General features: G+C 71.9%; 25 protein-coding genes. 12 read left to right on the forward strand and 13 right to left on the reverse strand.

Annotated features, from left to right (window positions below; translation table 11 throughout):
- Both E4P42_RS15195 and E4P42_RS15200 read left to right on the forward strand, forming a co-directional pair.
- A complete protein-coding gene (locus E4P42_RS15195) occupies window positions 1–1884 on the forward strand; it encodes an ABC transporter ATP-binding protein (protein WP_135126955.1) in 1884 nt (627 codons plus the stop codon).
- A 60-nt stretch (window positions 1885–1944) separates the two neighbouring features.
- On the forward strand, window positions 1945–4122 hold the full coding sequence (locus E4P42_RS15200) for a molybdopterin-dependent oxidoreductase (protein WP_135126904.1): 2178 nt from the start codon (window positions 1945–1947) through the stop codon (window positions 4120–4122).
- On the opposite strand, the gene E4P42_RS15205 is transcribed toward E4P42_RS15200, so the two are convergent.
- Complete coding sequence (locus E4P42_RS15205) at window positions 4119–4682, reverse strand: hypothetical protein (protein ID WP_209305785.1); 564 nt, start codon at window positions 4680–4682, stop codon at window positions 4119–4121. The genes E4P42_RS15200 and E4P42_RS15205 overlap by 4 nt on opposite strands.
- Window positions 4683–4838: 156 nt before the next feature.
- Between E4P42_RS15205 and E4P42_RS15210 the strand changes: the two genes are divergently transcribed.
- Genes E4P42_RS15210 through E4P42_RS15225 form a run of 4 tightly spaced genes read left to right on the forward strand, consistent with a single transcriptional unit; the run spans window position 4839 to window position 9722 of the window.
- Window positions 4839–5693, forward strand: coding sequence for an AIM24 family protein (locus tag E4P42_RS15210; protein WP_135126905.1), 855 nt, complete (start codon window positions 4839–4841; stop codon window positions 5691–5693).
- A 5-nt stretch (window positions 5694–5698) separates the two neighbouring features.
- On the forward strand, window positions 5699–7267 hold the full coding sequence (locus tag E4P42_RS15215; protein ID WP_135126906.1) for a class I adenylate-forming enzyme family protein: 1569 nt from the start codon (window positions 5699–5701) through the stop codon (window positions 7265–7267).
- Window positions 7268–7317: 50 nt separating this feature from the next.
- Window positions 7318–7518 carry a heavy-metal-associated domain-containing protein gene (locus E4P42_RS15220; RefSeq protein ID WP_135126907.1) on the forward strand — a complete coding sequence of 67 codons (201 nt, stop codon included), beginning with the start codon at window positions 7318–7320 and terminating at the stop codon, window positions 7516–7518.
- Window positions 7515–9722, forward strand: a complete 2208-nt coding sequence (locus E4P42_RS15225) for a cation-translocating P-type ATPase (RefSeq protein ID WP_135126908.1) — start codon at window positions 7515–7517, stop codon at window positions 9720–9722. The genes E4P42_RS15220 and E4P42_RS15225 overlap by 4 nt, the downstream gene beginning before the upstream one ends.
- Here the strand turns inward: E4P42_RS15225 and E4P42_RS15230 are convergent, their stop codons facing one another.
- A complete protein-coding gene (locus E4P42_RS15230; RefSeq protein ID WP_135126909.1) occupies window positions 9723–10856 on the reverse strand; it encodes an adenylate/guanylate cyclase domain-containing protein in 1134 nt (377 codons plus the stop codon).
- Window positions 10857–10867: 11 nt separating this feature from the next.
- On the opposite strand from E4P42_RS15230, the gene E4P42_RS15235 reads away from it, so the two are divergent.
- Window positions 10868–11368, forward strand: coding sequence for a DNA-deoxyinosine glycosylase (locus tag E4P42_RS15235; protein WP_135126910.1), 501 nt, complete (start codon window positions 10868–10870; stop codon window positions 11366–11368).
- A gap of 9 nt (window positions 11369–11377) precedes the next feature.
- Here E4P42_RS15235 and E4P42_RS15240 read toward each other — a convergent pair whose 3' ends face one another.
- The gene (locus tag E4P42_RS15240) at window positions 11378–12760 is read right to left on the reverse strand and encodes an amidase (protein ID WP_209305786.1); all 1383 of its coding nucleotides are present in this window, start codon (window positions 12758–12760) and stop codon (window positions 11378–11380) included.
- Between the two features lie 24 nt (window positions 12761–12784).
- Window positions 12785–13615, reverse strand: coding sequence for a helix-turn-helix domain-containing protein (locus tag E4P42_RS15245; protein ID WP_135126912.1), 831 nt, complete (start codon window positions 13613–13615; stop codon window positions 12785–12787).
- Window positions 13616–13643: 28 nt separating this feature from the next.
- On the opposite strand from E4P42_RS15245, the gene E4P42_RS15250 reads away from it, so the two are divergent.
- Complete coding sequence (locus tag E4P42_RS15250) at window positions 13644–14111, forward strand: glyoxalase/bleomycin resistance/extradiol dioxygenase family protein (RefSeq protein WP_135126913.1); 468 nt, start codon at window positions 13644–13646, stop codon at window positions 14109–14111.
- A gap of 23 nt (window positions 14112–14134) precedes the next feature.
- Window positions 14135–14560, forward strand: coding sequence for an HIT family protein (locus tag E4P42_RS15255; protein WP_135126914.1), 426 nt, complete (start codon window positions 14135–14137; stop codon window positions 14558–14560).
- Window positions 14561–14565: 5 nt separating this feature from the next.
- On the opposite strand, the gene E4P42_RS15260 is transcribed toward E4P42_RS15255, so the two are convergent.
- The 5 genes from E4P42_RS15260 to E4P42_RS15280 are packed head-to-tail and all read right to left on the reverse strand — an operon-like array spanning window position 14566 to window position 19052.
- Window positions 14566–15558: an amidohydrolase family protein gene (locus tag E4P42_RS15260; RefSeq protein WP_135126915.1), complete on the reverse strand. Its 993-nt coding sequence runs from the start codon at window positions 15556–15558 to the stop codon at window positions 14566–14568.
- Window positions 15555–16313, reverse strand: a complete 759-nt coding sequence (locus E4P42_RS15265) for an ABC transporter ATP-binding protein (RefSeq protein WP_135126916.1) — start codon at window positions 16311–16313, stop codon at window positions 15555–15557. Before E4P42_RS15265 ends, E4P42_RS15260 begins: the two co-directional genes overlap by 4 nt.
- A gap of 29 nt (window positions 16314–16342) precedes the next feature.
- Window positions 16343–17137, reverse strand: a complete 795-nt coding sequence (locus tag E4P42_RS15270; protein ID WP_135126917.1) for an ABC transporter permease — start codon at window positions 17135–17137, stop codon at window positions 16343–16345.
- Window positions 17134–17976: an ABC transporter permease gene (locus E4P42_RS15275; protein WP_245234037.1), complete on the reverse strand. Its 843-nt coding sequence runs from the start codon at window positions 17974–17976 to the stop codon at window positions 17134–17136. Before E4P42_RS15275 ends, E4P42_RS15270 begins: the two co-directional genes overlap by 4 nt.
- Window positions 17973–19052 (reverse strand): ABC transporter substrate-binding protein, encoded by a 1080-nt coding sequence (locus E4P42_RS15280; protein ID WP_245234038.1) that lies wholly within the window; start codon window positions 19050–19052, stop codon window positions 17973–17975. Before E4P42_RS15280 ends, E4P42_RS15275 begins: the two co-directional genes overlap by 4 nt.
- A 115-nt stretch (window positions 19053–19167) precedes the next feature.
- Between E4P42_RS15280 and E4P42_RS15285 the strand changes: the two genes are divergently transcribed.
- Both E4P42_RS15285 and E4P42_RS15290 read left to right on the forward strand, forming a co-directional pair.
- On the forward strand, window positions 19168–20916 hold the full coding sequence (locus E4P42_RS15285; protein ID WP_167759495.1) for a GAF domain-containing protein: 1749 nt from the start codon (window positions 19168–19170) through the stop codon (window positions 20914–20916).
- Window positions 20917–20945: 29 nt separating this feature from the next.
- Window positions 20946–21395 carry a nitroreductase family deazaflavin-dependent oxidoreductase gene (locus E4P42_RS15290; RefSeq protein WP_135126919.1) on the forward strand — a complete coding sequence of 150 codons (450 nt, stop codon included), beginning with the start codon at window positions 20946–20948 and terminating at the stop codon, window positions 21393–21395.
- On the opposite strand, the gene E4P42_RS15295 is transcribed toward E4P42_RS15290, so the two are convergent.
- From E4P42_RS15295 to E4P42_RS15305, 3 genes are read right to left on the reverse strand one after another with little or no spacing between them, the layout of a single operon-like run.
- Complete coding sequence (locus E4P42_RS15295) at window positions 21392–22441, reverse strand: LLM class flavin-dependent oxidoreductase (protein WP_135126920.1); 1050 nt, start codon at window positions 22439–22441, stop codon at window positions 21392–21394. The two genes, E4P42_RS15290 and E4P42_RS15295, sit on opposite strands and share 4 nt — an antisense overlap.
- A gap of 52 nt (window positions 22442–22493) precedes the next feature.
- On the reverse strand, window positions 22494–23633 hold the full coding sequence (locus tag E4P42_RS15300; RefSeq protein ID WP_135126921.1) for an FAD-dependent monooxygenase: 1140 nt from the start codon (window positions 23631–23633) through the stop codon (window positions 22494–22496).
- Complete coding sequence (locus E4P42_RS15305; protein WP_135126922.1) at window positions 23633–24463, reverse strand: uracil-DNA glycosylase; 831 nt, start codon at window positions 24461–24463, stop codon at window positions 23633–23635. Before E4P42_RS15305 ends, E4P42_RS15300 begins: the two co-directional genes overlap by 1 nt.
- 76 nt (window positions 24464–24539) lie before the next feature.
- Between E4P42_RS15305 and E4P42_RS15310 the strand changes: the two genes are divergently transcribed.
- A complete protein-coding gene (locus E4P42_RS15310) occupies window positions 24540–25778 on the forward strand; it encodes an MFS transporter (RefSeq protein ID WP_135126923.1) in 1239 nt (412 codons plus the stop codon).
- On the opposite strand, the gene E4P42_RS15315 is transcribed toward E4P42_RS15310, so the two are convergent.
- Window positions 25775–26446, reverse strand: a complete 672-nt coding sequence (locus E4P42_RS15315; RefSeq protein WP_135126924.1) for a helix-turn-helix domain-containing protein — start codon at window positions 26444–26446, stop codon at window positions 25775–25777. The two genes, E4P42_RS15310 and E4P42_RS15315, sit on opposite strands and share 4 nt — an antisense overlap.
- Window positions 26447–26503: the final 57 nt, after the last annotated feature.

Consider the following 26503-nt stretch of genomic DNA (forward strand, 5'->3'; position numbering starts at 1 on the left):
ATGGGCCGGCCGCTGCGCGGGCTGCCGCAGGCGCCGGCCGAACGCACCCGCGACTTCCGCGGCTCGGCGCTGCGCCTGGTGAAGCGGCTGACGCCGCAGCGGGGGCTGACGGCGCTGGTGATCGCGCTCGGCGTGGCCGGCATCGCGCTCGGGGTGATCGGGCCGCGCATCCTGGGCCATGCGACCGATCTGCTGTTCAACGGGGTGATCGGGCGGCAGCTGCCCGCCGGGCTGACCAAGGAGCAGGCGATCGAGGCGGCCCGGGCGCGGGGCGACGACACGTTTGCCGACCTGCTGTCCGGGATGGCGGTGGTGCCGGGTCAGGGTATCGACTTCGGCGCCGTCGCCCGCACCCTGCTCCTCGCGCTCGGCCTCTATGTGGTTGCCGCACTGCTGGTCTGGCTGCAGGCCCGGCTGCTCAACGTGACCGTGCAGCGCACGATGGTGACGCTGCGCGCCGACGTGCAGGCCAAGGTGCACCGGCTGCCGCTGTCCTACTTCGACACCCGCCAGCGCGGTGAGGTGCTCAGCCGCGTCACCAACGACGTGGACAACATCCAGACCTCACTGACCCTCACCATCAGCCAATTGCTCACCTCCCTGCTCACTCTCGTGGCGGTGCTGGTCATGATGCTGACGATCTCGCCGCTGCTGGCGTTGATCACGGTACTGGCGCTGCCCCTGTCGCTGCTGGTGACCCGCTGGATCACCCGGCGCTCCCAGCGGATGTTCGTCGCTCAGTGGCGCAACACCGGCCGGCTCAACGCCCACATCGAGGAGACCTACAGCGGGTTCACGATCGTCAAGACCTTCGGCCACCGCGCGGCCGCCCAGGAGAAGTTCCGCGAACTCAACGACGACGTGTACCAGTCGGCGTTCGGCGCCCAGTTCTTCTCGGGCCTGGTGGCGCCGGCGACGATGTTCATCGGCAACCTCTCCTATGTCGCGGTGGCGGTGATCGGCGGACTGCAGGTCGCCACCGGGCAGATCACGCTGGGCAGCATCCAGGCCTTCATCCAGTACGTGCGGCAGTTCAACCAGCCGCTCACCCAGGTCGCCGGCATGTACAACACGCTGCAGTCCGGGATCGCCAGCGCCGAGCGGGTGTTCGAGCTGCTCGACGCCGACGAGCAGCCGCCCGACCGCGACACCGTGCTGCCCCTGCCGCGGGGTCGGGTGGAGTTCGACCGCGTCAGCTTCGGCTACCTGCCCGGCACCCCGGTGATCGAGGACCTGTCGCTGGTCGCCGAACCCGGCTCCACGGTCGCCATCGTCGGCCCGACCGGGGCGGGTAAGACCACGCTGGTCAACCTGCTGATGCGGTTCTACGACGTCGACTCGGGCCGCATCCTGCTCGACGGTGTGGACATCGCCACCGTCGCCCGGCACGAGCTGCGGTCGCGGATCGGCATGGTGCTGCAGGACACCTGGCTGTTCGCCGGCACGATTTACGACAACATCGCCTACGGCCGGCCGGACGCGGGTGAGGACGAGGTCGTCGCCGCGGCGCGGGCGGCCTACGTCGACCGGTTCGTGCACATGCTGCCCGACGGCTACCAGACCCGGGTCAGCGACGACGGCGGCGCGATCAGCGCCGGGGAGAAGCAGCTGATCACGATCGCGCGGGCGGTGCTGGCGCAGCCCAGGCTGCTGGTGCTCGACGAGGCGACCAGCTCGGTGGACACCCGCACCGAACTGCTGATCCAGCAGGCGCTGGCCGAACTGCGCAGGGACCGGACGAGTTTCATCATCGCCCACCGCCTGTCGACGATCCGCGACGCCGACCTGATCCTCGTCATGGAGAACGGGCGGATCGTCGAACGCGGCACGCACACCGAACTCGTCGCCCGTCGCGGCGAATACTGGTCCATGACACAGGTTTAAGCACGTCGCTGGTTGGCAATCCGCCCCGCGCACGCGACCGGGTCGGGCAGGATGCCCGCTATGGCGAGCACCACCGTGCACACGTTCTGCCGGTACTGCCTGGCATCGTGCGGGGTGGAGGTGACCGTCGAGGACAACCGCGTTCGCAAGATCTCCGCCGACCGGCAGAACCCGCACAGCTGGCACGACTTCTGCGCCAAGGGCCGCACCGCCGCCCAGCTGGTCGAGCACCCCCGCCGGATCCGCACCCCGATGCGGCGAATTGGCGACCGCTACGTGGAGGCCACCTGGGAGGAGGCGATCAGCGACATCGCGGCCCGGATGACCGCCGCGATCGCCGCCGACGGACCCGACGCGGTCGCCAGCTACTACGGCAACCCCAGCGGCTTCTCCGGTTCGAACGTGATGTTCATGAACGCCTGGCTCGACGCGGTCGGCACCCACAACCGGTACGCCGTGGGGTCGGTCGACCAGAACGCCATGCACGTGGTGGCCGAGGCGATGTACGGGTCGATGCTCATGGCGCCGGTCTCCGACATCGACCACTGCGATCACTTCCTGCTGATCGGGACGAATCCCGCGGTGAGCGCCTGGAATTGGCTGGAGACGGTACCCGGCGGGTGGCGGCGCGCGCTGGCCCGGCAGAAGGCGGGCGCCAGGATGGTCGTCGTCGACCCGGTGCGGACCGAGAGCGCCGAGAAGGCCGACCTGCACCTGGCCGTGCGCCCCGGTCAGGACTGGGCGCTGCTGCTGGCGCTGGTGAAGGTGGTGCTCGACGAGGGACTCGAGCACCGGCAGGACTGCGCGGACCTGGCGGTCGGCGTCGATACCCTGCGCGCGCTGGTGGCCGCGGCCGACCTCGACGATCTGGCCGCGCGCTGCGGCATCGACCGCGCGGTGCTCGAGGCCGAGGCGCGCGACTTCGCCGGCGCGCGCGGCGCGATGGTGGTGACCCGCACCGGGGTGTCGCTGCACGCCGCGGGCACCGTGGCCGAATGGCTCGGTCAGGTGCTCAACGTGATCACCGGGCGCATGGACCGGCCGGGCGGACGGCGCTTCGAACGCGGCTACGTCGACGCGCTGCGCCTGGCCGAGCTCGCCAAGGGCACCCCGCACACCAGCCGGGTGGCCGGGCGCCCCATGGTCACCGGCGCGCACGCGCTGGCCGAATTGCCCGACGAGATCACCACCCCCGGCCCCGGTCAGATCAAGGCGCTGGTCATCAACTGCGGCAATCCGGTGGTGTCCGGACCGGACGGGGCCAAGCTGGACCGCGCGCTGGCCACGCTGGATCTGCTGGTGGTGATCGACCTGGTGCAGCGGGAGAGCCACCGGCACGCGCACTGGCTGCTGCCCGCCGCGCACTGGTTGGAGCGCGACGACCTGCTGGCGTTCACCAGCAGCATGCACGACGAGCCGTTCGTCCAACTCGGCCGGCGGGCGGTGGACCCGCCCGCCGGGGTGCGCGAGGAGTGGCAGATTTTCACCGACCTCGCGCTGGCGATGCGCCGGCCGCTGTTCGGGGTGCGCGGGCTGAATGCGTTCGTGCGCGCCACCCGCCGGGTGGCCGCGGTCTGCGGCCGTCCCGCCCTGGCGTTCGGACCGCAGTGGATCAACCGGATCGTGGTCGCGACGTCGCGAAAGGTCAACGGCCGCAAGCTGCGCTGGCGGGACGTCGTCGCGCATCCGCACGGGCTGGTGCTGGGGCCGCGCGAGTACGGGCACTTCCGCGCGGCGTTGCGCACCCCGGACGGCAAGGTGCACGTCGCGCCGCCGGAGTTCGTCGCGCGGGCGCGCGAACTGCTCGCCGCCGGGCCGCCGTCAGCGCCCCCGGGTTACCCGTTCGAGCTCGGTAACCGGCGCCACCGGCACTCGATGAACTCCTGGCTCAACGACCTGCCCGCGCTGCATCCGGCGGGTAAGCGCAGTGAGGTGGTGATCCACCCCGACGACGCGGCGGCGCTGGACATCGCCGACGGCGACCGGGTGCGGGTGTTCTCCCCCGTCGGTGCGGTGGAACTGCCTGCCGCGGTGAGCGACCGCCCGCGACCGGGCCAGGTGATCGTCGACCACGGGTGGGGGTCGCGGATCTTCGATCCGCGCGGCGGCGGCGCACCGCAGTCCTACGGCGTCAACCGCAACCTGCTCGCCGACGGCGACTCCCTGGACCCGCTGTCGCAGACCTCCACGCTGGGCGGTGTCCACGTCGGGATCGAGAAGGTGTGCGGGTCCGGTTAGAGCTGCGGGCCCTCGGCGCGCAGCTCGTCGACGGTGGACATCGCCTCGCGCAACTTGGCCAGCCACTCGTCGGCGTGCTCGCCGACCAGGCGCACCGACCAGGCCAGCGCATCCGACCGCGACCGGGCCACACCGGCGTCGACCAGCGTGTCGAGGACCTGCCGCTCCGACTGCCGCAGCCGGGTCATCACCGGAACCGCGATGTGGGTGAACAGGATTCGCTCGGCATGCTCGGCGTCACCGACCTCTACACCCCACGACACCTTGCGGCCGTAGCGGGCCTCGGCCTCGTCGGCGATCTGCATTCGCTCGGGCCGGGTCTGCTCCCGGAATCGGGCGGCGCGGCCCGACGCGCGGGCCTCGCTGTCCTGCTCACCGGAATCGGCGAGCCGGCCGATCACGGTGATCTCCTCGCGGTCGACCACCACGGTGGGGTCACCGCTGAACCAGCCGTCGGGGATCCGGCCGGCGAACCAGTCGCCGGCGTCGCCCGCATCGGGCTGCTGTGCTTGCTGCCAGCCGCCGGAACGTCCGCGGCCGCGACGATGATGTGCCTTCATGATTACATGATTACACCGTTGCAGCGCTTGTGGTGGGTGTTCACCGACCGCGAACGACGCCGCCATCCGTGGGCCGCCGTGCCGGGTATCGGGGTCGCCTAGGGTCGAGCGCAGCAGTGCCGCACTGCGCCGATGCACCCGACGAGAGGAGTACGCGTGACCGGTCAATGGCTGCCCGACCCGGAAGGCCGCTACGACTACCGCTGGTGGGACGGCCAGACCTGGACCGACCAGGTGTCCGACCGGGGCCAGGTGGTCACCGCCCCGCTGAGCGGTCCCCCGGCGGGGGCGCCGCAGGCGGTGGGCGCACCGTCGCCCGCGCCCGCAGCCGCCGGCGACGGCTTCGCCGGCATCTCCGGCGACCTGGTCGACGGCCGCTTCAGCGAGAAGGAAGCGGCTGCGGTCGCGAACCAGAACATCAAGATGCTGCGGGTCCGGTTGGGCGAACCGTTCATGGCGCGCCAGGGCTCGATGGTCGCCTACCAGGGCAACGTCGACTTCGCGTTCGAGGGCGGCGGCGCGTCGAAGTTCATCAAGAAGGCGCTGACCGGGGAAGGCCTTCCGCTGATGCGGTGCCAGGGCCAGGGCGATGTGTTCCTCGCCGAACGCAACTACGACGTGCACCTGCTGAACCTGTCCAACGGCGGGCTGTCGATCAGCGGGAAGAACGTGCTGGCGTTCTCGGCCGGGCTGGACTGGAACATCGAGCGGGTGCGCGGCGGCAGCATGGCCACCGGCGGCCTGTTCAACACGACGCTGCGCGGCACCGGCTGGGTGGCACTGACCACCGACGGCCCGCCCGTCGTGCTCAACGCCGCCGAGGCGCCGACCTTCGCCGACACCAACGCCGTCGTCGCCTGGTCGGCCAACCTGCAGACCCAGCTGCGGACCAGCTTCAAGGCCGGCGCGCTGATCGGCCGCGGCTCCGGGGAAGCCATGCAGGTGGCGTTCTCCGGGCAGGGCTTCGTGATCGTGCAGCCGTCCGAGGGCGTGCAGATCCCGGCGCAGTAGCGATCATGGCCGTCGACTGGGACACCGCCACCGTGGTCGGCACCTACGCCGGGCATCCGGGTCTGCTCTACCGCGACGGCCCCACCACGGTCGCGGAGCTGATCGAGGGCACCCGGTGCTGGACTGACCGCGTCTTCCTGGTGCACGGCGCCCGCCAGATCACCTACGCCGGCTTCCGGGGTGCGCTCGGCCCGGCCCGCGAGCACCTGGCGGACCTGGGCATCGGAGCGGGCGACCGCGTGCTGGTGTTCGGCTACAACAGCCCGGAGTGGGTCCTGGCCGTGTGGGCGCTGTGGCTGCACGGCGCCGTCCCGGTGCTGGGCAACCGGTGGTGGGGCGGCGCGGAGATCGCCCACGCGCTCGAACTTCTCGGCGTCCGCCACGTCCTCACCGACACCCCGCTGGACACCGCGACCCCGGCGAGCCCGCTGGCCGGGCTGGCCGCCGCCCTGGAGCACCCGGACCCGGACACCGCGCCTGCCGCGGCCGAGGCCGGCGTCGACGAGGTGGCACTCGTGCTGTTCACCTCCGGCAGCTCGGGAATGCCGAAAGCCGTTGAGCTGTCGCGCCGCTCGGTGATCGCCAACCAGCAGAACATCCTGGTGCGCAACGGCCGGCTGCCCCAGCGACTCGACGCCGGGTCCCCGCAGGCGGTCAGCCTGGCGAGCACGCCGATGTTCCACATCGGCGGATTGTCCAGCCTGCTCACGCATTTCCTGACCGGCGGCCGGATCGTGCTCACCCAGGGCCGGTTCGACGCCGCCGAGGTGATGGCGCTGGTCGAACGCGAACGCGTGCAGGTGTGGGGTGCGGTGCCCACCATGGCGATTCGCGTGCTCGAGCATCCTGACTTCGGCACCTACGATCTGAGCAGCCTGCGCTCGTGGCCGCTGGGCGGCGCGCCGGTGCGCACCGAGCTGCTCGACCGCATCCGCACCGCGCTGCCCGGACTGCGGGAGCGCGGGCTGTCCAACACCTGGGGGATGACCGAGGCCGGCGGCTTCCTCACCGTCGCCGACGGCCGGGACCTGGCTGCCCGGCCGGGCACCGTCGGCCGCCCCTATCCGGTGGTGGAACTGCGCATCGACCGGCCGGACGCCGACGGGGTCGGCGAGGTGCTGGCCCGCTCGCCCGCGGTGATGCTCGGATACGCCGGCCTGCGGGCCGACGACACCGTCGACGCCGACGGCTGGCTGCACACCGGCGACCTCGGCCACGTCGACGACGACGGCTACCTGTACATCGACGGCCGCAGCAAGGACATCGTGATCCGCGGTGGTGAGAACATCGCGTGCCCGCACGTCGAGGCAGCGCTGGCCACCCACCCGGCCGTGGCGGACGCGGCCGCGCTCGGCGTGCCGCACGCCGATCTCGGCGAGGAGCTGGCTGCGGTGGTGGTCTACCGCGGCGCGCACGCGCCGTCCGTCGACGACCTGCGCCGCCACCTCGCAGGCGTGGTGTCGTCGTTCGCCGTTCCGACCCGCTGGCACATCACCGACCAACCGCTGCCGACGCTGGCCGGGGAGAAGGTGGACAAGAAGCGTCTGGCGGCGGGCTTCGCCGCCCACCCGTAGGGCACGCGGGGTCGGTTTACCCATACCCCCTATGGGTATAAGCTGTCGGCATGAGCATGGTTCTGAACGTCGACGGTATGAGTTGCCAACACTGCGTCACCAGCATCACCGCGGCGGTCGAGACGCTGCCCGGCGTCACCGGTGTCACGGTCGACCTGTCCAGGGGCGCCGTCTCGGTGGCCGGCGAGGCCGAGAAAGCCGACGTCGTCGAGGCCATCGAAGACTGCGGATACGACGTCCGCGCGGCATGAGTTCGGTCACCCTCTCGGTCGGCGGTATGACGTGCGCGTCGTGCGCCGCACGGATCGAGAAGAAGCTCAACCGGATCGACGGGGTGTCGGCCGCGGTGAACTTCGCCACCGAACAGGCAACGGTCGACTATCCGGACACCGTCCGGCCCGAGGATCTGGTCGCAGTCGTCGAGGCCACCGGCTACACGGCCACCCTGCCCACCGCAGAACCGCCGTCCGACGACGCACCCGCCGAGGACGACGAGGCGGCGCAGTGGCGTCGGCGGCTGGGCATCTCGGCCGCCCTGACGGTGCCGGTGGTGCTGCTGTCGATGGTCCCGGCGCTGCAGTTCGACAACTGGCAGTGGCTCACGCTGACCCTGGCCTCGCCCGTCGTGGTGTGGGGCGCGTGGCCGTTCCACCGCGCCGCGCTGACCAATCTGCGCCACGGCGCGGCCACCATGGACACGCTGATCTCGGTCGGCGTCACCGCCGCGTACCTGTGGTCGCTGTGGGCACTGTTCTTCACCCACGCCGGCATGCCCGGCATGACCATGTCGTTCGACCTGCTGCCGTCGGGCACCGCCGAACCGCACCTCTACCTCGAGGTGGCCGCGGCGGTGACCACCTTCATCATCACCGGCCGCTACTTCGAGGCCCGCGCCAAACGGCGTTCCGGCGCGGCGCTGCGCGCGCTGCTCGACATGGGCGCCAAGGACGTCGCGGTGCTTCGCGGTACGCAGGAGCGGCGGATCCCCATCGCACAACTCGCCGTCGGTGACGAGTTCGTGGTGCGGCCCGGCGAGAAGATCGCCACCGACGGCGTGGTCGTCTCGGGCTCCTCGGCCGTCGACGCCTCGATGCTCACGGGTGAGTCCGTGCCCGTCGAGAAGGCACCGGGCGACGACGTCGTCGGCGCCACCGTCAACGTCGGCGGCCGGCTCACCGTGCGCGCCACCCGGATCGGGTCGGACACGCAGCTGGCGCAGATGGCCCGGCTGGTCACCGAGGCACAGAGCGGCAAGGCCGACGTGCAGCGGCTCGCCGACCGGGTCTCCGCGGTGTTCGTGCCCGTGGTGATCGGGCTGGCGCTGGCGACGCTGGCGGGCTGGCTGCTGTCCGGCGGTGCGGTGAGCACGGCGTTCACCGCCGCGGTGGCCGTGTTGATCATCGCCTGCCCGTGTGCGCTCGGACTGGCCACGCCGACCGCGCTGCTGGTCGGCACCGGCCGCGGCGCGCAGCTGGGCATCCTGATCAAGGGTCCGCAGATCCTGGAGTCGACGCGCCGGGTGGACACCGTCGTGCTGGACAAGACCGGCACCGTGACCACCGGGGCGATGTCCGTGGTGGCCGTGCACCCGGCCGGCGACGACGAGATGATCGCGCTCGCCGGTGCGCTGGAGAACGCCTCCGAGCACCCCATCGCCGCGGCGATCGCCGCGCACGCCGCCGACCGCCACGAACTGCCCGCAGTCGAGGACTTCGCCAACCACGGCGGCCGCGGGGTGAGCGGCACCGTGGCGGGCCGTGCGGTGGCGGCCGGCCGGCTGAGCTGGCTGACCCAAACCCTCGCGGTGAGCGTGCCCGAGCCTCTGCGGGTGGCGGCCGAGGAGGCCGAGTCGCGCGGTCAGACGCCGGTGTGGTTCGCCGCCGACGGGAAGCTGCGCGGGGTGATCGTCGTCGCCGACGCGGTCAAGGACAGCGCCGCCGGCGCCGTCGCGGAGCTGCGCGGCCTCGGCCTGACGCCGGTGCTGCTCACCGGGGACAACCGGCGGGCGGCGCAGGCCGTCGCCGAGCAGGTCGGCATCGAGCGGGTGATCGCCGAGGTGCTGCCCGCCGACAAGGTCGGCGTGGTGCGCGAACTGCAGGCCGAGGGCAAGGTCGTCGCGATGGTCGGCGACGGGGTCAACGATGCGGCCGCGCTCGCCCAGGCCGATCTGGGGCTGGCCATGGGTACGGGCACCGACGTCGCGATCGAGGCCGCCGACCTCACGCTGGTCACCGGCGACCTGCGCGCCGTCCCGGACGCGATCCGGCTCTCGCGCGCGACGCTGGGCACCGTCAAGGGCAACCTGTTCTGGGCGTTCGCCTACAACGTGGCGGCGCTGCCGCTGGCGGCGACCGGACTGCTCAACCCGTTGATCGCCGGTGCCGCCATGGCGTTCAGCTCGGTGTTCGTGGTCACCAACAGCCTGCGGCTGCGCCGGTTCACCCCGTCGCGTTGATCAGTCCGCGGCACGGCGGGCGCGGAACAGTTTGGTGTCGCCCTTGATGCCCTTGAGGTGACGGGCGCCGGCGAACGACCACGTGAAGCGCTCGTCGTCGCCGACCGCCTCCCGGACCGCGGCGGCGACCAGCACGGACCCCGGCCGGGCGGCCGCGGTGACGCGGCTGGCGAGGTTGACCGGGCTGCCGAACCAGTCGCCTGCGCGGCTCACGGCCAGCCCGCCGGCCACCCCCACCCGCAGGCTCGGGAAGTCGTCGTCGGTGTCGGTGGCGTCGACCAGGGCCAGCGCCACCTCGAGCAGCGCCGCCGCATCGGTGCTCACCAGCATCACCGCGTCACCGATCGTCTTGACGAAACGCACCGGCGCCACCGCGAGCTCGCGGGCGAGGTCGCCGAGGCGGCGGGCGAGCTGCTCGAGATCCTCGGGGGCCACCGCCTCGCCCAGCCGGGTGAAGCCGACCAGATCGGCGAACAGGATCGACACCTCGCGGGCGCCCGGCAGCGGCACGCCCTGCGCACGTTCGGTGGCGGTGACGGCCTCGGTGTCCATCGCGTGCCTCAGCTGCAGCAGCAGCATGTCGGTGATCATCGGCCCCAGCAGCGGCGCGATGTCGCGGACCAGGGCCTCGGAGCCCTGGGCCATCTGCAATTCGGTCGCGCCGGGTCTCAGCACGGCGGCCAGCGCGGTGTAGCGCATCACCTCCGCGGCCTTGGCCAGCCCCTCGGACAGCACGCGCACCACCTGGACGACCTGATCGGCCTCGAGCCCGAAGTCGACGAAGCGCTGGGCGTGCGCGGCGGCCTCGGCGTCGGCGCGCAGATGCACCGCCGCATCCGGGTCGTCGACGCGGGAGAGCCCCATCGCGCGCTGCACCCGCTGCAGCAATTCGAGGTCCACGCCGTGCTTCTCGCTGATCTCGCGCGCCGACACGTACACCCCGTCGTCGCCGACCAGGCGCCGCGACGCCAGCAGCATCGGCGCGAACGCCTCACCGATCTCGGCTTCGGTGACACCGCGCTGCTGCAACCAGTCGATCAGTTCGGCGCGTTCGGCGCGCGCGTCGCCCGACAGCCCGTCGAGCAGAGGGGAATCATCGGCCACGCGTGAAACGTACCGCCCAGGAGTCGGCATCATGGTCGGTGATGACCACCGCTCCCCTGCTGCACGGATTTCCGCCGATCGTCGGACCGGCGCCGCGGCTGCTGGTGCTGGGCAACGCACCGAGTGTGCTGGCGCTGGCCCGACACCAGTACTACGGCAATCCGCGCAACGCGTTCTGGCGCATCGCCGGTGAGCTGTACGGGTTCGCCGCGGACGACCCCTACGAGCAGCGCACCGCCGCGGTGACGGCGCACGGCGTCGCGGTGTGGGATGTGCTGAAGTCCTGCAGGCGGGCCGGCAGCCTGGACTCCGCGGTGGTGCCGGACAGCATGGTGGCCAACGACTTCCACGGCTTCTTCGGCCGGCACCCGACGATCCGGCGAGTGCTGTTCAACGGGGCGGCCGCCGAGCGGAACTTCCGTCGGCTGGTCGCGGACACGTTCGGTCTGACCTACGAGCGGCTGCCCTCGACGAGCCCCGCGCAGACCATGCGCTACGAGCTCAAGCTGGCGGCGTGGCGGGCGGCGCTGCAGATCGACTAGCCGCCGGCCTCAGCTGACCGGCGGGCGGCGCTGCGACCACGGCCGGAGCCGCTCGATCTGCCCGCTCAGCGACAACAGCGTCGCCTCGTCGAACGGCCTGCCGACCAGCTGCACCGACGTCGGCAGGCCGGCGCCGTCGAAGCCCCACGGCACGACGGCGGCCGGCTGACCCGTCGCATTGAACAGCAGCTGGAACGGCACCCGCGCCGCCACCAGCGCCAGCGTCGACACCCCGCCGCGGCGCCGGTAGGCCCCGATGCGCGACGGCCCGGCCGCCGTGCCCGGCGTGATGACCACGTCGACGTCGTCGAAGATGCCGGTGATGCGGTCGGTGAGCGCGGGCTCGGCGGCGCGGATGCGGGCCATGCGGCGGTCGGAGATCAACCCGCCGATCCGCACCATTTCGCGCGTCCTGGCCTCCAGCCGGCCGGGGTGCGGCAGCGTCCGCGCGTGGTCGTGGATGCCGCGCAGCATCCGCGGCAACGCGTGCCCGTACACCGCCCACACCGGATAGTCCGGGTCGCGGTGGATCACCTCGTGCCCGAGGTCGCGCAGGAACGCGCCCGCCTCGTGCACCGCGGCCCGTTGCGCGCGGCCCACCCGGGCCGTCAGCGTCGGCGGCACCTTCACACTCAACGCCACCCGCAGCCGGCCCGGGTCGCGGGTGGCCGCGGTGACGAACCCGCCCGTCGGCCCCGGCGGCGTCGACGTCACGTCCAGGAACAGTGCCGCATCCTCCACGGTCCGCGTGATCGGCCCGTTGACGCTCATTCCGCACCAGGCGTCGTCGTGCGGGGTCAACGGAACCCGGTCGCGCTGCGGCTTCAACCCGAACACCCCGCACCACGTCGACGGGATGCGGATCGACCCGGCTCCGTCGGAGCCCAGCGCCATCGCCGTCAGCCCCGCCGCCACCGCGGCCGCGCTGCCGCCGCTGCTGCCGCCCGGTGTGTAGGCGGTGTTCCACGGGTTGTGGGTGGCGCCGTAGGTGATGGTCTCGGTGAACGGCCACACCATCAGTTCCGGCACCGCGGTCTTGCCGACGATCACCGCCCCGGCGGCGCGCAGGCGGGCCACCACCTCGGCGTCCGCGGTCGCGGCCGGACCGTGCGCCGCGCTGCCGTAGGTGGTGAGCTCGCCGGCGACGTCGACGTCGTCCTTGATCGCGACCGGCACACCGAGCAGCGGCAACCGCTCCCCGGCGTCGAGGCGGGCCTGCGCCGCGGCGGCCTGGTCGCCTGCGGTGCCGTCGAGAACCCGGTAGGACCGCAATTCGGGATCGAGTCGCGCGATGCGGTCGAGGTACCGCTGCAGCAGTGCCGGCGCGGTGACGGTTCCCGCCGCGAGCCGTCGCGCCTGTTCGGCGGCGCCGGCGAAGGGCAGGCCGGAGATGTCCACCCGCCGCAGCGTATCCGGTCAGGCGCCGTGCCTGGAGGCATATTCGCCGGGGGTGCAGCCCAGCATCGCGCGGAAGTCGTTGCTGAAATGCGCCTGGTCGTACCACCCGAGTCGGGTGGCCAGGTCGGCGAGATCGACCGCCGGGCGGCTCTCGATCTCGAGTGCAGCCTGCTGCAGGCGGAAACGGCACAGCACCCACTTCACCGGAACCCCGACGTAGCGGCGGAAGACGCGCTGGGTGGTGCGTTCGCTCCACGGCGCCGCGGCCACCACCTGGTCGACGCGCTGCAGGCGGTCGTCGTCGCGGATCCGGTCGACCAGTTCGGTCACGCTCCGGTAGGTCGGGTCCACCGGCGGCGCTGTGGCGGCGATGGCCGCGTCCAGGGCGGCGCTCGCCGCCGCCACGTCCTCGGGGAGCCGCAGCGGGGCGGGGAACAGATCGGGGTCGGCCGCGACGACGGTGCCGGTGTGGCGCGCGGCGTCGCGGTCGAACCGGGCCGCGAACCCGCCGGGCCGGAACCGGGCGCCCACCACCGCGCCGCGGTCGCGGATCGTCACACCGAACACGCGCTCCACCACGCCGTGGATCAGCGTCGCGGGCAACCGGTGACCGTGGCGTTCCGAGTCGCCGCCCCACTCGTGGGTCAAATGCATGACGGGGAACGTGATCACGGTGGTGTCGACCGGCGCGCCGCCCCGCAGATCCCACGTCACCGACCAGAAGTGGTCGACGAACTCCGCGGTGGCCTGCGAGGGTGCCCACCGCTGCAGATCGAACGCCGACCCGCTGGTGGCGCGGCCCACCACGCCGCGCACCGGCGTGGTTGGCGGGTTTTTCCAAGCGTCCATCGCGGTCAGGCTACAAAGCTCGAAAGCCATGAGCATTTTCCCGATCCCGCCGGGCTACACCAGTCTGACCCCGTTCCTCGTCGTCGACGGCGCGGCCGCCGCGATCGAGTTCTATACGAGCGTCTTCGGCGCCGAGGTCGTCGAGCGGATGGCCGCATCCGACGGCACGGTCGCCCACGCCGAACTCGACTTCGGCCACGGCCGGCTGCAGCTGTCGGACCCGAACCCGCAGTACGGCCTCGAGGCGCCGCCCCGCGGCGAATCGGTCACCCATTCGATGGTGCTGTACTGCCCCGACGCCGACGACGTCGTCGCGCGGGCCGAGGCGACGGGCGCGACGGTGCGCGAGCCGGTGCGGACCTTCGTCACCGGCGACCGGTTCGGTTCGATCGTCGACCCGTTCGGCCAGCGGTGGGCGGTGATGACCCGCGTCGAGGAGGTGTCCGCCGAGGAGCGGGACCGGCGGCTGGCCGCGTGGGCGTCGGAGAACGTCTGACCGCGCACCGCTACCGTGAACCGATGGCCTGTGTGTTCTGCGACATCGTCGCCGGTACGGCACCCGCGATCCGCGTCTACGAGGACGACGACCACCTCGGCATCCTCGACATCCGGCCGTTCGCGCGCGGCCACACGCTGGTGATTCCCAAGCGCCACAGCACCGACCTGACCGACACGCCGCCCGAGACGATCGGCGAGCTGGCCCGCATCGGCCAGCGCATCGCCCGGGCGGCGCGGCGGTCCGGGCTGCACGCCGACGGCAACAACATCGTGATCAACGACGGGAAGGCGGCCTTCCAGACCGTCTTCCACATCCACCTGCACGTGCTGCCCCGCCGGTCCGGGGACAAGCTGTCGTTCGCCAAGAACATGGTGCTGCGGCGCGACCCCGACCGCGAGGAGTCCGGCCGCCTGCTGCGCGAGGCGCTGGCCGAACTCGACGCCTGAGGCCGTCAGCGCCCCGGCAACCCCAGAAACCGGCGGGCGTTGCGTTCGAGCTCGTCGTCGGTCAGGCCCGCGGCGTGCGGCAGGTCGAGCGGGCGTGTCACGCCCATGTCGAACGGATAGTCGCTGCCGCACATCAGGTGTGCCGGATCGGCGTGGGCGCGCAGCAGCTCGAGCGCGGGCCCGTCATGGGTCAGCGTGTCGAACCACAGCGCGCTGAAACCCTCGCGTGGCGAACGGGTTCCCGCGGTCCGGACATCGGCGCGCTGCTGCCAGCCGTGCTGCCAGCGCCCCAGCAGGGCGGGGGCGCACCCGCCGCCGTGCAACAGCACGACCCGCAGCGCCGGCAGCTGTTCGAGCACCCCGCCGAGGACGAGTGACGCTGCAGCCGTGGCGGTTTCGACGGTGTTGCCGATCAGGTTCGCCAGGTAGTACGACGACCACTCCGGCCGCGGCAACTGCATCGGATGCACGATGACCGCCAGATCCTGTTCTGCGGCGAACGCCAGCACCTCGCGCATCGGCCCGCGGTCGAACGAGGCGGTGCCCAGCAGCGGGGGCACCGCGATCCCGCGCACCACCTCGGTGGCACGCAGCGCGTCCATCTGTTTGCGGGCGGCGTCGGGATCGTGCAGCGACACCAGCCCGAGCCCGAGCAGCCAGCCGTTGCTGTCGCGGCAGATCCGGGTCAGCGCGTCGTTGAACCGGCCGACGTAGTCGTCGATTCCGGCCCGGTCGGCCGGGTCGTCGCCGACCGGGAACGCGAACGGCGGCGCGGACAGCACGCGGCAGCCCAGCCCGGCGGCGTCGGTGTCGGCGAGCACCCGGGCCGGGTCGCTCATCGCCTCAGTGGCGATCGACAGCGGGAGTTCGCCGAGGTGCAGCTGGCCGTCGCGGCCGTGCAACGCGGGCAGCGGCGAACCGGGCGGCAGCCCGAACAGGTCCTCGGGCAGCCAGTGCGCGTGGACGTCGATCGCGCCGGGCCGGATGTCGGCGGTCATACCGTGACCTCACTCTTCTGCGACAGGGCCTCCAGGGCCTCGAAGCGGGCCAGCACCTCGGCCTGCAGCACGGCCACCGCCGGGTCGGAGGCCTTGCGGGGGCGCGGCAGGTCGACGTCGATGATCTCGTGTACCCGGCCACCCGGTTCGAGCACGACGATGCGGTCGGACAGCTGGACCGCTTCGGTGACGTCGTGGGTGACGAACATGACCGTGCGCCGCGACTCCAGCCAGATCCGCTCGAGGTGTTCGCGCAGCGTGCGCGAGGTCATCGCGTCGAGGTGGGAGAACGGTTCGTCCATCAGCAGCACGTCGGGTTCGACGGCGAACGCGCGGGCGATGCCGATGCGCTGCTGCTGGCCGCCGGACAGCTGGGACGGGTACCGGTCGGCGCAGTGGCTCAGTCCGACCAGGTCGAGGTAGTGCCGCGCGCGGTCCTGCCAGCCGGGCCGTTCGTGTTGGACGAAGCCGAGATTGGCCATCACGGTGCGCCACGGCAGCAGCCGCGGATCCTGGAAGACGTAGCCGACCCGCGCGTCGTGCCCGTCCGACCGCAGCCGCACCGAGCCCCCGCTGTGGGTCTCGATGCCGGAGACGATGTTGAGCAGCGTGGTCTTCCCGCTGCCCGACGGGCCGACGACGGAGACGAACGTCTCGCCGGAGATGGTCAGGTCGATGCCGTCGATGACGCGGGTGCGGTTACCGTGCCGGTCGTGGAAATCCTTGACCAGATCCCGGATTTCGATGGAAGCCATGGGTGTCTCTTTCTCGTGATGGGGGGTGGTCAGGCCGAGCGCCAGCGGGTGACGTAACGCTCGATCGGTCCGAGCAGCAGCAGGTCGGCGACGACGAGCAGCAGGATGAACACCAGCACCCAGGCGAAGAAGCCGTCGAGCTGATTGGCGTCATACCAATACCGGGACCGCCAGCCGACGCCCGAGGTGGCGCCGAACCATTCGGCGAGCAGCAGGCCGTTCCAGGCGCTCATGATCGCGAAACGTACGGCGGCGACGGTGGATCCGGCGACGGCCGGCGCCACGATCTGGCGCAGCACCTGGATGCGCGGCACTCCGAACGAGCGGGCCATCAGCACCAGGTCGGCCGGGACCGCGCGGGTGGCCTTGGCGATGTTGACGATCACGAACGGCAGCCCGGACAGGAACACCGTCACCACCGGGGTCAGCCAGCCGAAGCCGAACCACATGGTGGTCAGCAGCGCCCAGATGACCGCCGGGATGGCCAGCGCCGCGGCGTTGAGGTCGGAGAACGCCAGATCCGCCAGCTTCGACAGGCCCATCAGCACCCCGATCGCGGTGCCCACCACCAGCGCCAGCGCCAGGCCGAACAGGAAGCGGTTCATCGACAGCGCCAGGTTGTGCCACAGCTCGCCGATCGCCGCCTCGGACGCCAGGCGGTCCACGGTCTGCGCCGGCGACGGCACCCGGTTGCCCACGACGACCGCGAGCTGCCAGACCGCCAGGATGCTCAGCACCGCGGCGGCGACGGCGACCGCCGAGGAGCCCTGCGCTCTGAGGTGGCGCTGCCAGGACGGCAGCCCGGCCGGGACGGTGGTGGTCATGCGAGGTCCTTCCGCCATGCGAAGAATCGGGCTTCGGTGTGGGCCAGGCCGCGCTCGATCAGGATCATCGTGATGATGAACAGCGCTGTCCAGGCGAGCATGTCGGCCACCTGGAATTCCTGGTAGGCCTTGCGGATCATGAAACCGACGCCGTCGCTGGCGCCGAACACCTCGGTGAGCGCCTCGACCTTCCACGCCATCGCGAAGCCGTAGCGCACGCCGGCGAACACGAACGTCGCCAGCGCGGGCAGGTACAGGTGGCGCAGCACGTCGCGCCGGTTGCGTTCGAACGCGCGGCACATCGCCAACAGGCTGCCGTCGACCGAGCGCACCCCCTCGGCGACGTTGATCGCGATGAACGGGCACGCCACCAGCGCCGACACCACGATCGGGCCGCCGGCGCCGACCCCGAAGATCAGCAGGCCGAACACCGCGTACGTCAACCCCGGCATGTTGCCCAGCACGAACAGCGGCAGCGAGAAGTAGCTCGTCATGAACCGGGACCGGCCCATGGCGAACCCGATGACCAGACCGGCCACCATCGCGATGGCGAAGCCGGCGGCGATCTTGCCGATGCTGGAGGCGAAGTTGGTGACCGCCTCGCCGGAGACGGTGATCGCGACGACCTGGTCGAACACCGCCGTCGGTTTGGGCAGGATGGGGTCGTTCACCCACGCCGCGACCGCGGCCCACGCGCCGACCGCGGCGACGAGCGCGAGGCCCGAGACCAGCCACCGTCGGGGTCCCGCGGTGCGGCCGCTGCGGCGGCGCCACCGCGGGCGCGGGGCCGGGCCGCCGGCCTCCTGGCGCCGATCGGGCGGCGCGATGGTCTGGGTCACTGCTGGACTCCTTCGGTCGGCAGGAACTGCGGATCCGCGACGTCGTCGCCGATGATCCCGGTGGTGCGCATCAGGTCGAAGATCGAGCTTTCGTCATCGGCCCACTTCTGGTCGAAGCGGACTTCGTCGACCACCCAGTCATGTTCGGCGACATACTGTTTCATGAATTCGACGTCTTCCGGCGTGGCGACGGCGAAGTGCTGGGGATAGCGCTCGATCATCTCGTCGCGGTGCGCCCGCCATTCGGCGAGCCCGCGGTCCCACAGGTCGAGGAACGCCGACACCTCGTCGGGGTGGCCCTGCACCCAGTCCTCGCGGGCCACGAACACGTTGCCCATCGGGCCGTCGTGGCCGGGTGCGTTGAGGTCGGCGAACAGGTCGGCCGAGGACTTGCCGTCGTACAGCGGGCGCACCGCACCGTCGCGCAGTTCCCGCGCCGACAGGTCCGGATAGCAGATGCACGCGTCGATCTCACCGCGCGCCAACAGGTTCGACAGGTTCTGGATGTCGGCGACCACGATCTGGAAGTCGCTGTCGCCGCCGTGTTCGTCCACCAGGTCCAGATCGTGCATCTGCTTGACCAGCGCGCTCCACACCAGCGTGCCGGAGACCGTGGTGAACACGCCGATGCGCTTGCCCCGCAGGTCTTGCAGCGACTGCGCGGGGTCGTCGGCGCGTACCAGCATCCGGCTGCGCTCGGCGTTGTAGCGCCCGATGACCACGGTCTCGCGCTGCGTCTGCTCCTCCAGATACGGCACCTCGAACGAGGCCGTGGAGATGATGTCGGCGTGCCCGCCGGCGAACAGCCCGAATTCGTCCCACGTGGCGCTGGTCTCGATGGTGTAGCCGGTGTCGGCCTCCCACGCCTCGACCAGGCCGGTCTCGTTCATGTGGTCCCAGATGGGGTCCGGGGCGAAGGTGAAGCGGATTTCGCCGTTCTGGGCGGCCCGTGACGACGCGGGTCCGCCCAGGCCCGCCGAGCACGCCGTGCTCGCCGCCACCGCGACGGCGGCGGCCACCGCGACCGCCGACCGCAGGCACCGGGCCGTCCGCCCGGGACCGTCTGATGTGCGCAACGGAAACCTCCTTGCTGACCGTCCGCATGTGACGGCGCTCACCGTCACGCCATCACGATGCGCGGTGTGACCGAGTCGCCACAATGTCTGCGAACACACATCTATGCTCGCGCACATGTCCGTGAATACACCGCCGCCGCTTGAGCGGTGGCTCGACGCGCTCGCCGACATCGGCGCTGCCGTCGGCGGTGACGAACCGGTGGCCGACCTGCTCGACCGGGTCGCGCGGACCGCGTGCACCCTGCTCGACTACGACTTCTGCGCCGTCTTCCTACCGGACACCGACGGGCGGTCGCTGAGCATCGTCGGGTCGCACGGGCTGTCCCCCGACTACGTCGCCCAGGTGAATGCCACCCGGCCGATCCTGCTCGACGTCCGCGGGGCCGACGAGGCGCCGACCAGCATCGCGTTCCGCACCGGCGAGGTGGTGGTGCTGTCCGACATCGAGCTCCAGCCGGGCTTCGCCTGGGGCGGGGTCGCCCACGAACAGGGCTACCGGGCGCTGATCTCGGTGCCGCTGCGCCGGGCCGGGGCGGTGGTCGGTGCGATCAACGGTTACCGGGCCGGGCCGCACCGCTTCGACGCGGCCGAGATCAGCCTGGTCACCACGCTGGCCAGCCAGGTGGCGATCGCCCTGGGCACCGCGCAGCTGCGCGCGCGGGAACAGGACACCATCCGCGAGCTGCGCCGCGCCGAGGAGGTGCACGCGCTGCTGACCGCGACGGCGCTGCGCGGGGAAGGGGTCGCCGGCGTCGCGGCCGCGCTGTCCGAGCTCCTGAACCGGGCGGTGCTGATCGAGGACGTCTACGGCGAGCGGCTGGCGGCGACGGCCTGGGACGACGCCGTCGTCACGGATGCGGAGAGCGCGGCCGGACACGTCGGGATCGATGACGACCTGGCCGCGGGCGAGGTGGTGTCCGGCGAGTTCGCGACCGTGGCCGGCGTGGTGCTCGACGGCGACGTCGTGGCGCGCGTGCACGTGCGCGCACCCCGCGGATCGCTGAGCGGGCTCGACGTCCGGGCGGTCGAGCATGCCGCCGTGGTCACCGCCCTGGAACTGCTGCGCTCCCGCACCGCCGCCCAGGTCGAGCAGCGGCTGCGCGGGTCGCTGGTGGCCGATCTGCTGTCCGCCGACGGCGACGATCTGGCCGACCTGCTCGACCGGGCCCGCCGCCTCGGTTGGGATCTGTCCGGGCCGCAAGCGCTGCTGGCGGTGCGCGGATTCGGCTCGGGCAGTGGCGGTCCCGCGACGGAGCGGCTGCTCGCGGCGACCGACCGCCTCGTCTCGCGGCTGGCGCCGCGGCCGCTGGTCGCGGTGCACCGCGGTGACCTGGTCCTGGTCTCGCCCACCGGCGACGGCGCCGGTGCGGCGCGGCATCTGGCGGCGCGGCTGGTGGACTCGCTGACCGGCGCGGCCCTGGTCGAACGGGCGGTCGCGGCCGTGGCGGCGGCCGGCGCCGTCGCCGACCTGCCCGCGACGTTCCGCACGCTGCGCGGCGCGCTCGACCTCGCCGTCCCGGGCGCCACCTCGTCGGTGATCGATCTGCAGGACATGGCGATCGACCATCTGCTGCTGCAGCTCGACGATCCCGAACGGCTGCGGGCCTTCGCCCGGGCCGCGCTCGGGCCCGCGCTGGACTACGACCGCCAGCGGGGCACCGAACTGCTGCGCACCGCACGCGCGCTGCTCGACCAGGACCTGGACCGGCGACGCACCGCGGCCCTGCTGCACCTGCACCCCAACACCGTGCAGCAGCGCATCCGCCGCCTCGAGGACCTCACCGGCCTGCGGCTGACCCGGCCCCGCGATCTGCTGCAGTTGACCGCGGCACTGACCGTGGCTCAGATCGCCGGGATGGGCTGACCCGCTCGCGACCCTGACACACTGGGGACATGAGCCACCTCTCCCCCGCCGAACAGGTCGGCCTGCGCCTGCTGCGCGTGCACGACACCGTCTACCGGAAGACAGGCGGCCGCATCGGACATCACATCCCGTTCGGGCCGCCCTGCCTGCTGCTGCACACGGTGGGCGCCAAGACCGGGAAGGCGCGCACCAACGCGCTGTCCTATGCCCGCGACGGCGCCGACTACCTGGTGGTGGCGTCCAACGGCGGCGACTCCCGCGCACCGGGCTGGTTCCACAACCTCAAGGCCGATCCGCGGGCCGAGATCAACGCCGGGCCCAAGCGGTTCGCGGTGACGGCGCGCGCGGTGTTCCCCGGCGATCCGGATTTCGACCGGTTGTGGCGGATCGTCAACGACATGAAGGGCAACGCGAACCGCTACATCGGCTACCAGAAACGGACCAGCCGACCGATTCCCGTCGTGGTGCTGACGCCCTAGAACAGCTCTTTGGCGAGCAGTTCGAGCGTGGTCTCGCGACCCGGCGCGGTGGCGGGGTCGGTGCCGCGGCGGGCGGAGGCGACCGGGTTCACCATCACCTCGTCGACGTCGAATTCGGCGGCCAGCGCGCGAACCTGCTCGGCGGCCTCCGCGGGTGAGCCGACGACGGACCGGCCGAATGCCGATTCGACGATCGCGCGTTCCTGGGCCGACAGCGGCTGCTGCTCGGCGTCCTCGACCAGGTCGAGGGCGGTCAGCGGCCTACCGGTGCGCAGCTTGGCCATCATCTGCAGGTTGGGCTGCGACAGCGCGACCGCCTCGGCGTGGGTGTCGGCAACCACGGCGTTGACGGTCAGGAACGTCACCGGTTCGGGCGCCAGGTCGCTGGGCCGGAACTCCGCCCGGTAGGTGGCCAATGCCTCCGCGGTGCCCTGACCGGAGAAGTGATGGGCGAACACGTACGGCAGGCCCTTGGCCGCCGCGAGGTGCGCCGAGTACATCGACGAGCCCAGCAGCCACAGCCGGGGCTCACTGGCCGCGGCGGGGGTGGCCCTGAGGATGTAGTTCTCCCGCATCAGGTTGCGCGGCAACGACACCCGCACGCCCTGTGCGCCCATCAGTGCGACCACATCGTCGAGGTACTGCGGGAAGCGTTCGATGTCCGTGTCGTCACGGCCCGCGGCGCCGCGCAGCGCCATCGAAGTGACCGGGTCCGAGCCGGGCGCCCGGCCGATGCCGAGGTCGATGCGTCCGGGATGGGCGGCTTCGAGCAACGCGAACTGCTCGGCCACGGCCAGCGGCGCGTGGTTGGGCAGCATCACCCCGCCCGAACCGAACCGCAGCTGGGCGGTCTGCGCGGCCAGATGCGCGATCAGCACCGGCGGGCTGGTGGCCGCCACCGCGGGCATGTTGTGGTGTTCGGCGATCCAGTAGCGCGTAAAACCCAACCGGTCGGCGGTCTGTGCGAGGCGTGTGGTGGCCGCCAGCGCATCCGAGGTGCTCTGATCGGTGCGCACGGGAACGAGATCCAGGACAGAAAGGCGCATGGCAACGTCAACGCATTCCGCGCCCGGGACGTTCCCGCGCGCCGGTGTGATCTCAGCGGGCGGCGGCGAGGTCGGGATAGTCGCCGAGGGTGAGCCCGTTGACCACCGGGTAGAAGCGGTCCCACCAGGCGTCGTCGTCACTGCTGTCCTCGAACGCCAGCGCCTGGTTGTCGGTGACGTAGCGCCGCAACGCCGCCTCGTAGCCCGCGAAGCCCCGGCCGTGGTCGCCGCCCGCCGCGGCGAGTTCCCCGGCCAGCACGTAGGCGCCGATGAGCGCGAGGCTCGAGCCCTGACCGGACAGCGGTGACGCGCAGTGCGCGGCGTCGCCGACCAGCGCGATGCGGCCCGTCGACCACCGGTCCATGACGATCTGCGCGGCCTCGTCGCAGTAGAACTGGCCGATGTCGCGCGTCATCTGAAGGAGCCGCTCGGCGAAGGCGCCGGCGCCGCGGAACCGCCGCTCGATCTCGGCCCGCTGCGCGGCCACGTCACGGTGGTCGAGACGCAGGCTGGGATCGGTGAAGCCGAACATCACCCGCGCCTCGGTGTTGTCGCGGGCGCTGTAGACACCGCAGAACAGCTCGGGTTCCCGTTCGCCGTACCAGGTCTGCCAGTGGTCCAGACCCAGCACGTTCGCCGCCGTGCCCACCGCGAGGAACATGCCCATGGGCTTGATGAAACGTTCCTCGGGGCCGAACGCGGCCCGGCGCACCGCCGAGTGCAGTCCGTCGGCGCCGACCACGAGGTCGAAGGTCCGGGTCCCGGCCCGCTCGAAATCGACGCGCACCGCCTCACCCGTGTCGTCGAGCGCGGCGACCGTGTCGCCGAACACGTAGTCCACATCGGGTGTCGCCGCATACAGCACGGCCACCAGATCATCACGCAGGATCTCGATGTCCGGGCTGCCGATCAGCCCGCCGGTCGCGGTCTTCTCGGTGTCGCGGGAGGTCTCGGTCCCGGCGGCGTCCACCGCCGACATGCCGCGGAACGTGATGGCGCGGGCTCGTACCGCGTCCAGCAGACCCATCCGCTCGAGCGCCGTCAACGCGGGCCCGCGCACGTCGATGGCCTGGCCGCCGGGCCGCAACCCCGGGTGCCGCTCCACGACGGTCACCGAATGACCCTGTCGCGCCAGCCAATACGCGGTCGCCGTCCCGGCGACGCTCGCGCCGGACACCAGCACGGTAGCCATCAGAGCCCAGCCCTCTTCTTCGCGTCGGTGAAAACGTCGTCCATCATCGCCGCGGTGAGCTTGCCGGTAAAGGTATTTTGCTGGCTGGGGTGGTAGCAGCCCAGCAGCGTCACCTCGCCGACGGTCGCCGGGGCGCCGTGCCCGAATATCGGCGCCGGGACGGGCACCGCCTCGCCGCCGCGGCGCAGCATCTGCAGCGCGGCCTTCCACGCGAACCCGCCCAGCGCGACGACCACCCGGACATGCGACCTGACCAACCGCCATTCGGCGTCCAACCACGGTGCGCACGTCGCCCGCTCCACCGGCGTCGGCGCATTGGCCGGCGGCGCGCAGCGGACCGCGGCGGCGACCCGGATCCCGTCGAGTTCCAGACCGTCGGCGGCGTCGACGCACACCGCCTGGTTCGCCAGACCCGCCCGGTGCAGCGCGGCGTAGAGGAAGTCCCCGGAGCGGTCGCCGGTGAACACCCGCCCGGTGCGGTTGGCGCCGTGCGCGGCGGGCGCCAACCCGACCACCAGGATCCGCGGGGCGGTGTCACCCCACCCGGGCGCCGGGCGTCCCCAGTACGGCTGGTCGGCGAAGGACCGGCGTTTCGCGAGGCTCTTGCGGGCGGTCTCCTCACGCCACTCGACCAGCCGCGGGCACGCCCGGCACACCGAGACCAGCGCGTCGAGTTCGCCGAGCGTGCGCACCGGTCCGGCCAGCGACGCCACGGCCGCCGCGGAGTCGGCGACCGCCGTGGCGTCGGTCGCGGGGTCGCCGGGCCAGCCGGTACCGGGCGGCACGGGTGAGCCGAACAGGTCACCGGTGCGTGGATGGGGCAACTGCACCCCTCCACTGTGCCGTGCGCGGCAAAATCCGTGGCGACCGGTCAACGCGCGCTGTTAGATTCAGCCGCGATATCCCATGACCACCGGCAAGCGCGGACCGCTTCTCCTCATCTTCTTCTCGGCGTTGACCGCCGGGTCGGGCAACGGCATCTCGATGGTGGCGTTCCCGTGGCTGGTGTTGCAGCGCAACGGCTCTGCGGTCGACGCATCGATCGTGGCGATGGCGGGCACGCTGCCGCTGCTGGTGGCCACGCTGATCGCCGGCGCCGCGGTCGACTACCTCGGGCGGCGGCGGGTGTCGATGATCTCCGACGCGCTGTCCGCACTGTCGGTGGCCGCGGTGCCCGTGCTGGCGCACAGCGCCGGGGTCGAGGCGGTCAACGTCGCGGTGCTCGCCACGCTGGCCGCACTCGGTGCGTTCTTCGACCCGGCCGGCATGACCGCGCGCGAGACCATGCTCCCCGAGGCGGCGCGCCGCGCGGGCTGGACCCTCGACCACGCGAACAGCGTGTACGAGGCCGTCTTCAACCTCGCCTACATCGTCGGGCCCGGGATCGGCGGACTGTTGATCGCCACCCTCGGCGGCATCGACACCATGTGGGTCACCGCCGCGGCGTTCGGTCTGTCGATCGCGGCGATCGCGGTGTTGCGCCTGGAGGGGGCCGGCCGGCCGGAGCGTGAGCACCTGCCCGAACGGGTGTGGGCGGGCATCGTGGAGGGGCTGCGGTTCGTCTGGCACACCCCGGTGCTGCGCACCCTGGCTGCGGTGGACCTGGTCGCCACCGGGCTGTACATGCCGATGGAGAGCGTGCTGTTCCCCAAGTACTTCACCGACCGTGACGAACCCGCGCAGCTGGGCTGGGTGCTGATGGCGCTGTCGATCGGCGGGCTGGTCGGGGCGCTGGGGTACGCGGTGCTGTCCCGTTACGCCAACCGGCGCACGGTGATGCTGACCGCGGTGCTCACGCTGGGTGTGGTGATGACCGTGATCGCGTTCCTGCCGCCGCTCCCGGTGATCCTGGTGCTGTCGGCCGTCGTCGGGTTGGTCTACGGGCCGATCGCGCCGATCTACAACTACGTCATGCAGACCCGCGCCCCGGCGCATCTGCGCGGCCGGGTGGTCGGGGTGATGGGGTCGCTGGCGTACGCGGCCGGTCCGCTCGGGCTCGTGGTGGCGGGCCCGCTGGCCGACGGCGCCGGCCTGCACGTGACGTTCCTGGCGCTGTCGCTGCCGATGCTGGCGCTCGGTGTGGTCGCCGTGTTCCTGCCCGCGCTGCGCGACCTGGACCGGACCCCGGCCGCGGACCCGGTCTAAACGACGGCGCGGACTGGTTCGGCCACCGCCGCCCGCGGCGGGGTGAACGCATCGGCCAGGCGCCCCAACGCCTCCGGGGTGCCCGCGACGTGCAGCCGGCCCGCCGCGACCAGGTCGTCGACGCGCTCGGGATCGAGCGCGGCGGCCAGGACGTCGACATCACCGGTCAGCACGACGTCAGGGATCGCACCGTCGTCGGCGACCTCGACCAGGTCGGCGGCGATCCGCACCGTCACCCCGCACTGCGGCGCCGCCAGGCGCATCAGCAGGTCGTCACCGCTGCGGCCGTCGCGCACATACGCCCGCACGGCGCGGACCAGCCACTCGGGCCGGACCAGATCGGTGGGCGTGCGGCTGTGCAGCAGGTGGCGACCCCAGCGCGCGAACGCGTTGATGACCTCCTCGAGCGCCAGCCCGTCGTCGGTCAGCTCGTAGAGGTTGCCCGACGCGGGGCGCGGCAGTTCGCGCCGGCGCACCAGACCGTTGCGCTCGAGTTCGCGCAACCGGCCCGCCAGCATGTCGGTGGCGATCGGCGCCAGCCGCGAGAGCAGGTCACCGTAGCGCCGCGGGCGGTCGAGCAGATCGCGCACGATCAGCAGCGTCCACCGGTCACCGACCAGATCGAGGCTTTTCGCCACGGCACAGTGCTGACCGTAGGAGCGGGGCATGCGGCGAGCGTAATCCAGCTTCGGCCGCCCGACGTGCGGACTTGGAATTCACAACCA

It is taken from the genome of Mycobacterium sp. PS03-16 (assembly GCF_004570325.1).
GTDB lineage: Bacteria > Actinomycetota > Actinomycetes > Mycobacteriales > Mycobacteriaceae > Mycobacterium.

What these genes read in the sequence shown, in the direction of transcription:
- E4P42_RS15195 (WP_135126955.1), top strand. Translation starts at nt 1, where the DNA reads ATGGGCCGGCCGCTGCGCGGGCTGCCGCAGGCGCCGGCCGAACGCACC.
- E4P42_RS15200 (WP_135126904.1), top strand. Translation starts at nt 1,945, where the DNA reads ATGGCGAGCACCACCGTGCACACGTTCTGCCGGTACTGCCTGGCATCG.
- E4P42_RS15205 (WP_209305785.1), bottom strand. Translation starts at nt 4,682, where the DNA reads ATGAAGGCACATCATCGTCGCGGCCGCGGACGTTCCGGCGGCTGGCAG.
- E4P42_RS15215 (WP_135126906.1), top strand. Translation starts at nt 5,699, where the DNA reads ATGGCCGTCGACTGGGACACCGCCACCGTGGTCGGCACCTACGCCGGG.
- E4P42_RS15220 (WP_135126907.1), top strand. Translation starts at nt 7,318, where the DNA reads ATGAGCATGGTTCTGAACGTCGACGGTATGAGTTGCCAACACTGCGTC.
- E4P42_RS15225 (WP_135126908.1), top strand. Translation starts at nt 7,515, where the DNA reads ATGAGTTCGGTCACCCTCTCGGTCGGCGGTATGACGTGCGCGTCGTGC.
- E4P42_RS15230 (WP_135126909.1), bottom strand. Translation starts at nt 10,856, where the DNA reads ATGCCGACTCCTGGGCGGTACGTTTCACGCGTGGCCGATGATTCCCCT.
- E4P42_RS15235 (WP_135126910.1), top strand. Translation starts at nt 10,868, where the DNA reads ATGACCACCGCTCCCCTGCTGCACGGATTTCCGCCGATCGTCGGACCG.
- E4P42_RS15245 (WP_135126912.1), bottom strand. Translation starts at nt 13,615, where the DNA reads ATGGACGCTTGGAAAAACCCGCCAACCACGCCGGTGCGCGGCGTGGTG.
- E4P42_RS15250 (WP_135126913.1), top strand. Translation starts at nt 13,644, where the DNA reads ATGAGCATTTTCCCGATCCCGCCGGGCTACACCAGTCTGACCCCGTTC.
- E4P42_RS15255 (WP_135126914.1), top strand. Translation starts at nt 14,135, where the DNA reads ATGGCCTGTGTGTTCTGCGACATCGTCGCCGGTACGGCACCCGCGATC.
- E4P42_RS15260 (WP_135126915.1), bottom strand. Translation starts at nt 15,558, where the DNA reads ATGACCGCCGACATCCGGCCCGGCGCGATCGACGTCCACGCGCACTGG.
- E4P42_RS15265 (WP_135126916.1), bottom strand. Translation starts at nt 16,313, where the DNA reads ATGGCTTCCATCGAAATCCGGGATCTGGTCAAGGATTTCCACGACCGG.
- E4P42_RS15270 (WP_135126917.1), bottom strand. Translation starts at nt 17,137, where the DNA reads ATGACCACCACCGTCCCGGCCGGGCTGCCGTCCTGGCAGCGCCACCTC.
- E4P42_RS15285 (WP_167759495.1), top strand. Translation starts at nt 19,168, where the DNA reads ATGTCCGTGAATACACCGCCGCCGCTTGAGCGGTGGCTCGACGCGCTC.
- E4P42_RS15290 (WP_135126919.1), top strand. Translation starts at nt 20,946, where the DNA reads ATGAGCCACCTCTCCCCCGCCGAACAGGTCGGCCTGCGCCTGCTGCGC.
- E4P42_RS15295 (WP_135126920.1), bottom strand. Translation starts at nt 22,441, where the DNA reads ATGCGCCTTTCTGTCCTGGATCTCGTTCCCGTGCGCACCGATCAGAGC.
- E4P42_RS15300 (WP_135126921.1), bottom strand. Translation starts at nt 23,633, where the DNA reads ATGGCTACCGTGCTGGTGTCCGGCGCGAGCGTCGCCGGGACGGCGACC.
- E4P42_RS15310 (WP_135126923.1), top strand. Translation starts at nt 24,540, where the DNA reads ATGACCACCGGCAAGCGCGGACCGCTTCTCCTCATCTTCTTCTCGGCG.
- E4P42_RS15315 (WP_135126924.1), bottom strand. Translation starts at nt 26,446, where the DNA reads ATGCCCCGCTCCTACGGTCAGCACTGTGCCGTGGCGAAAAGCCTCGAT.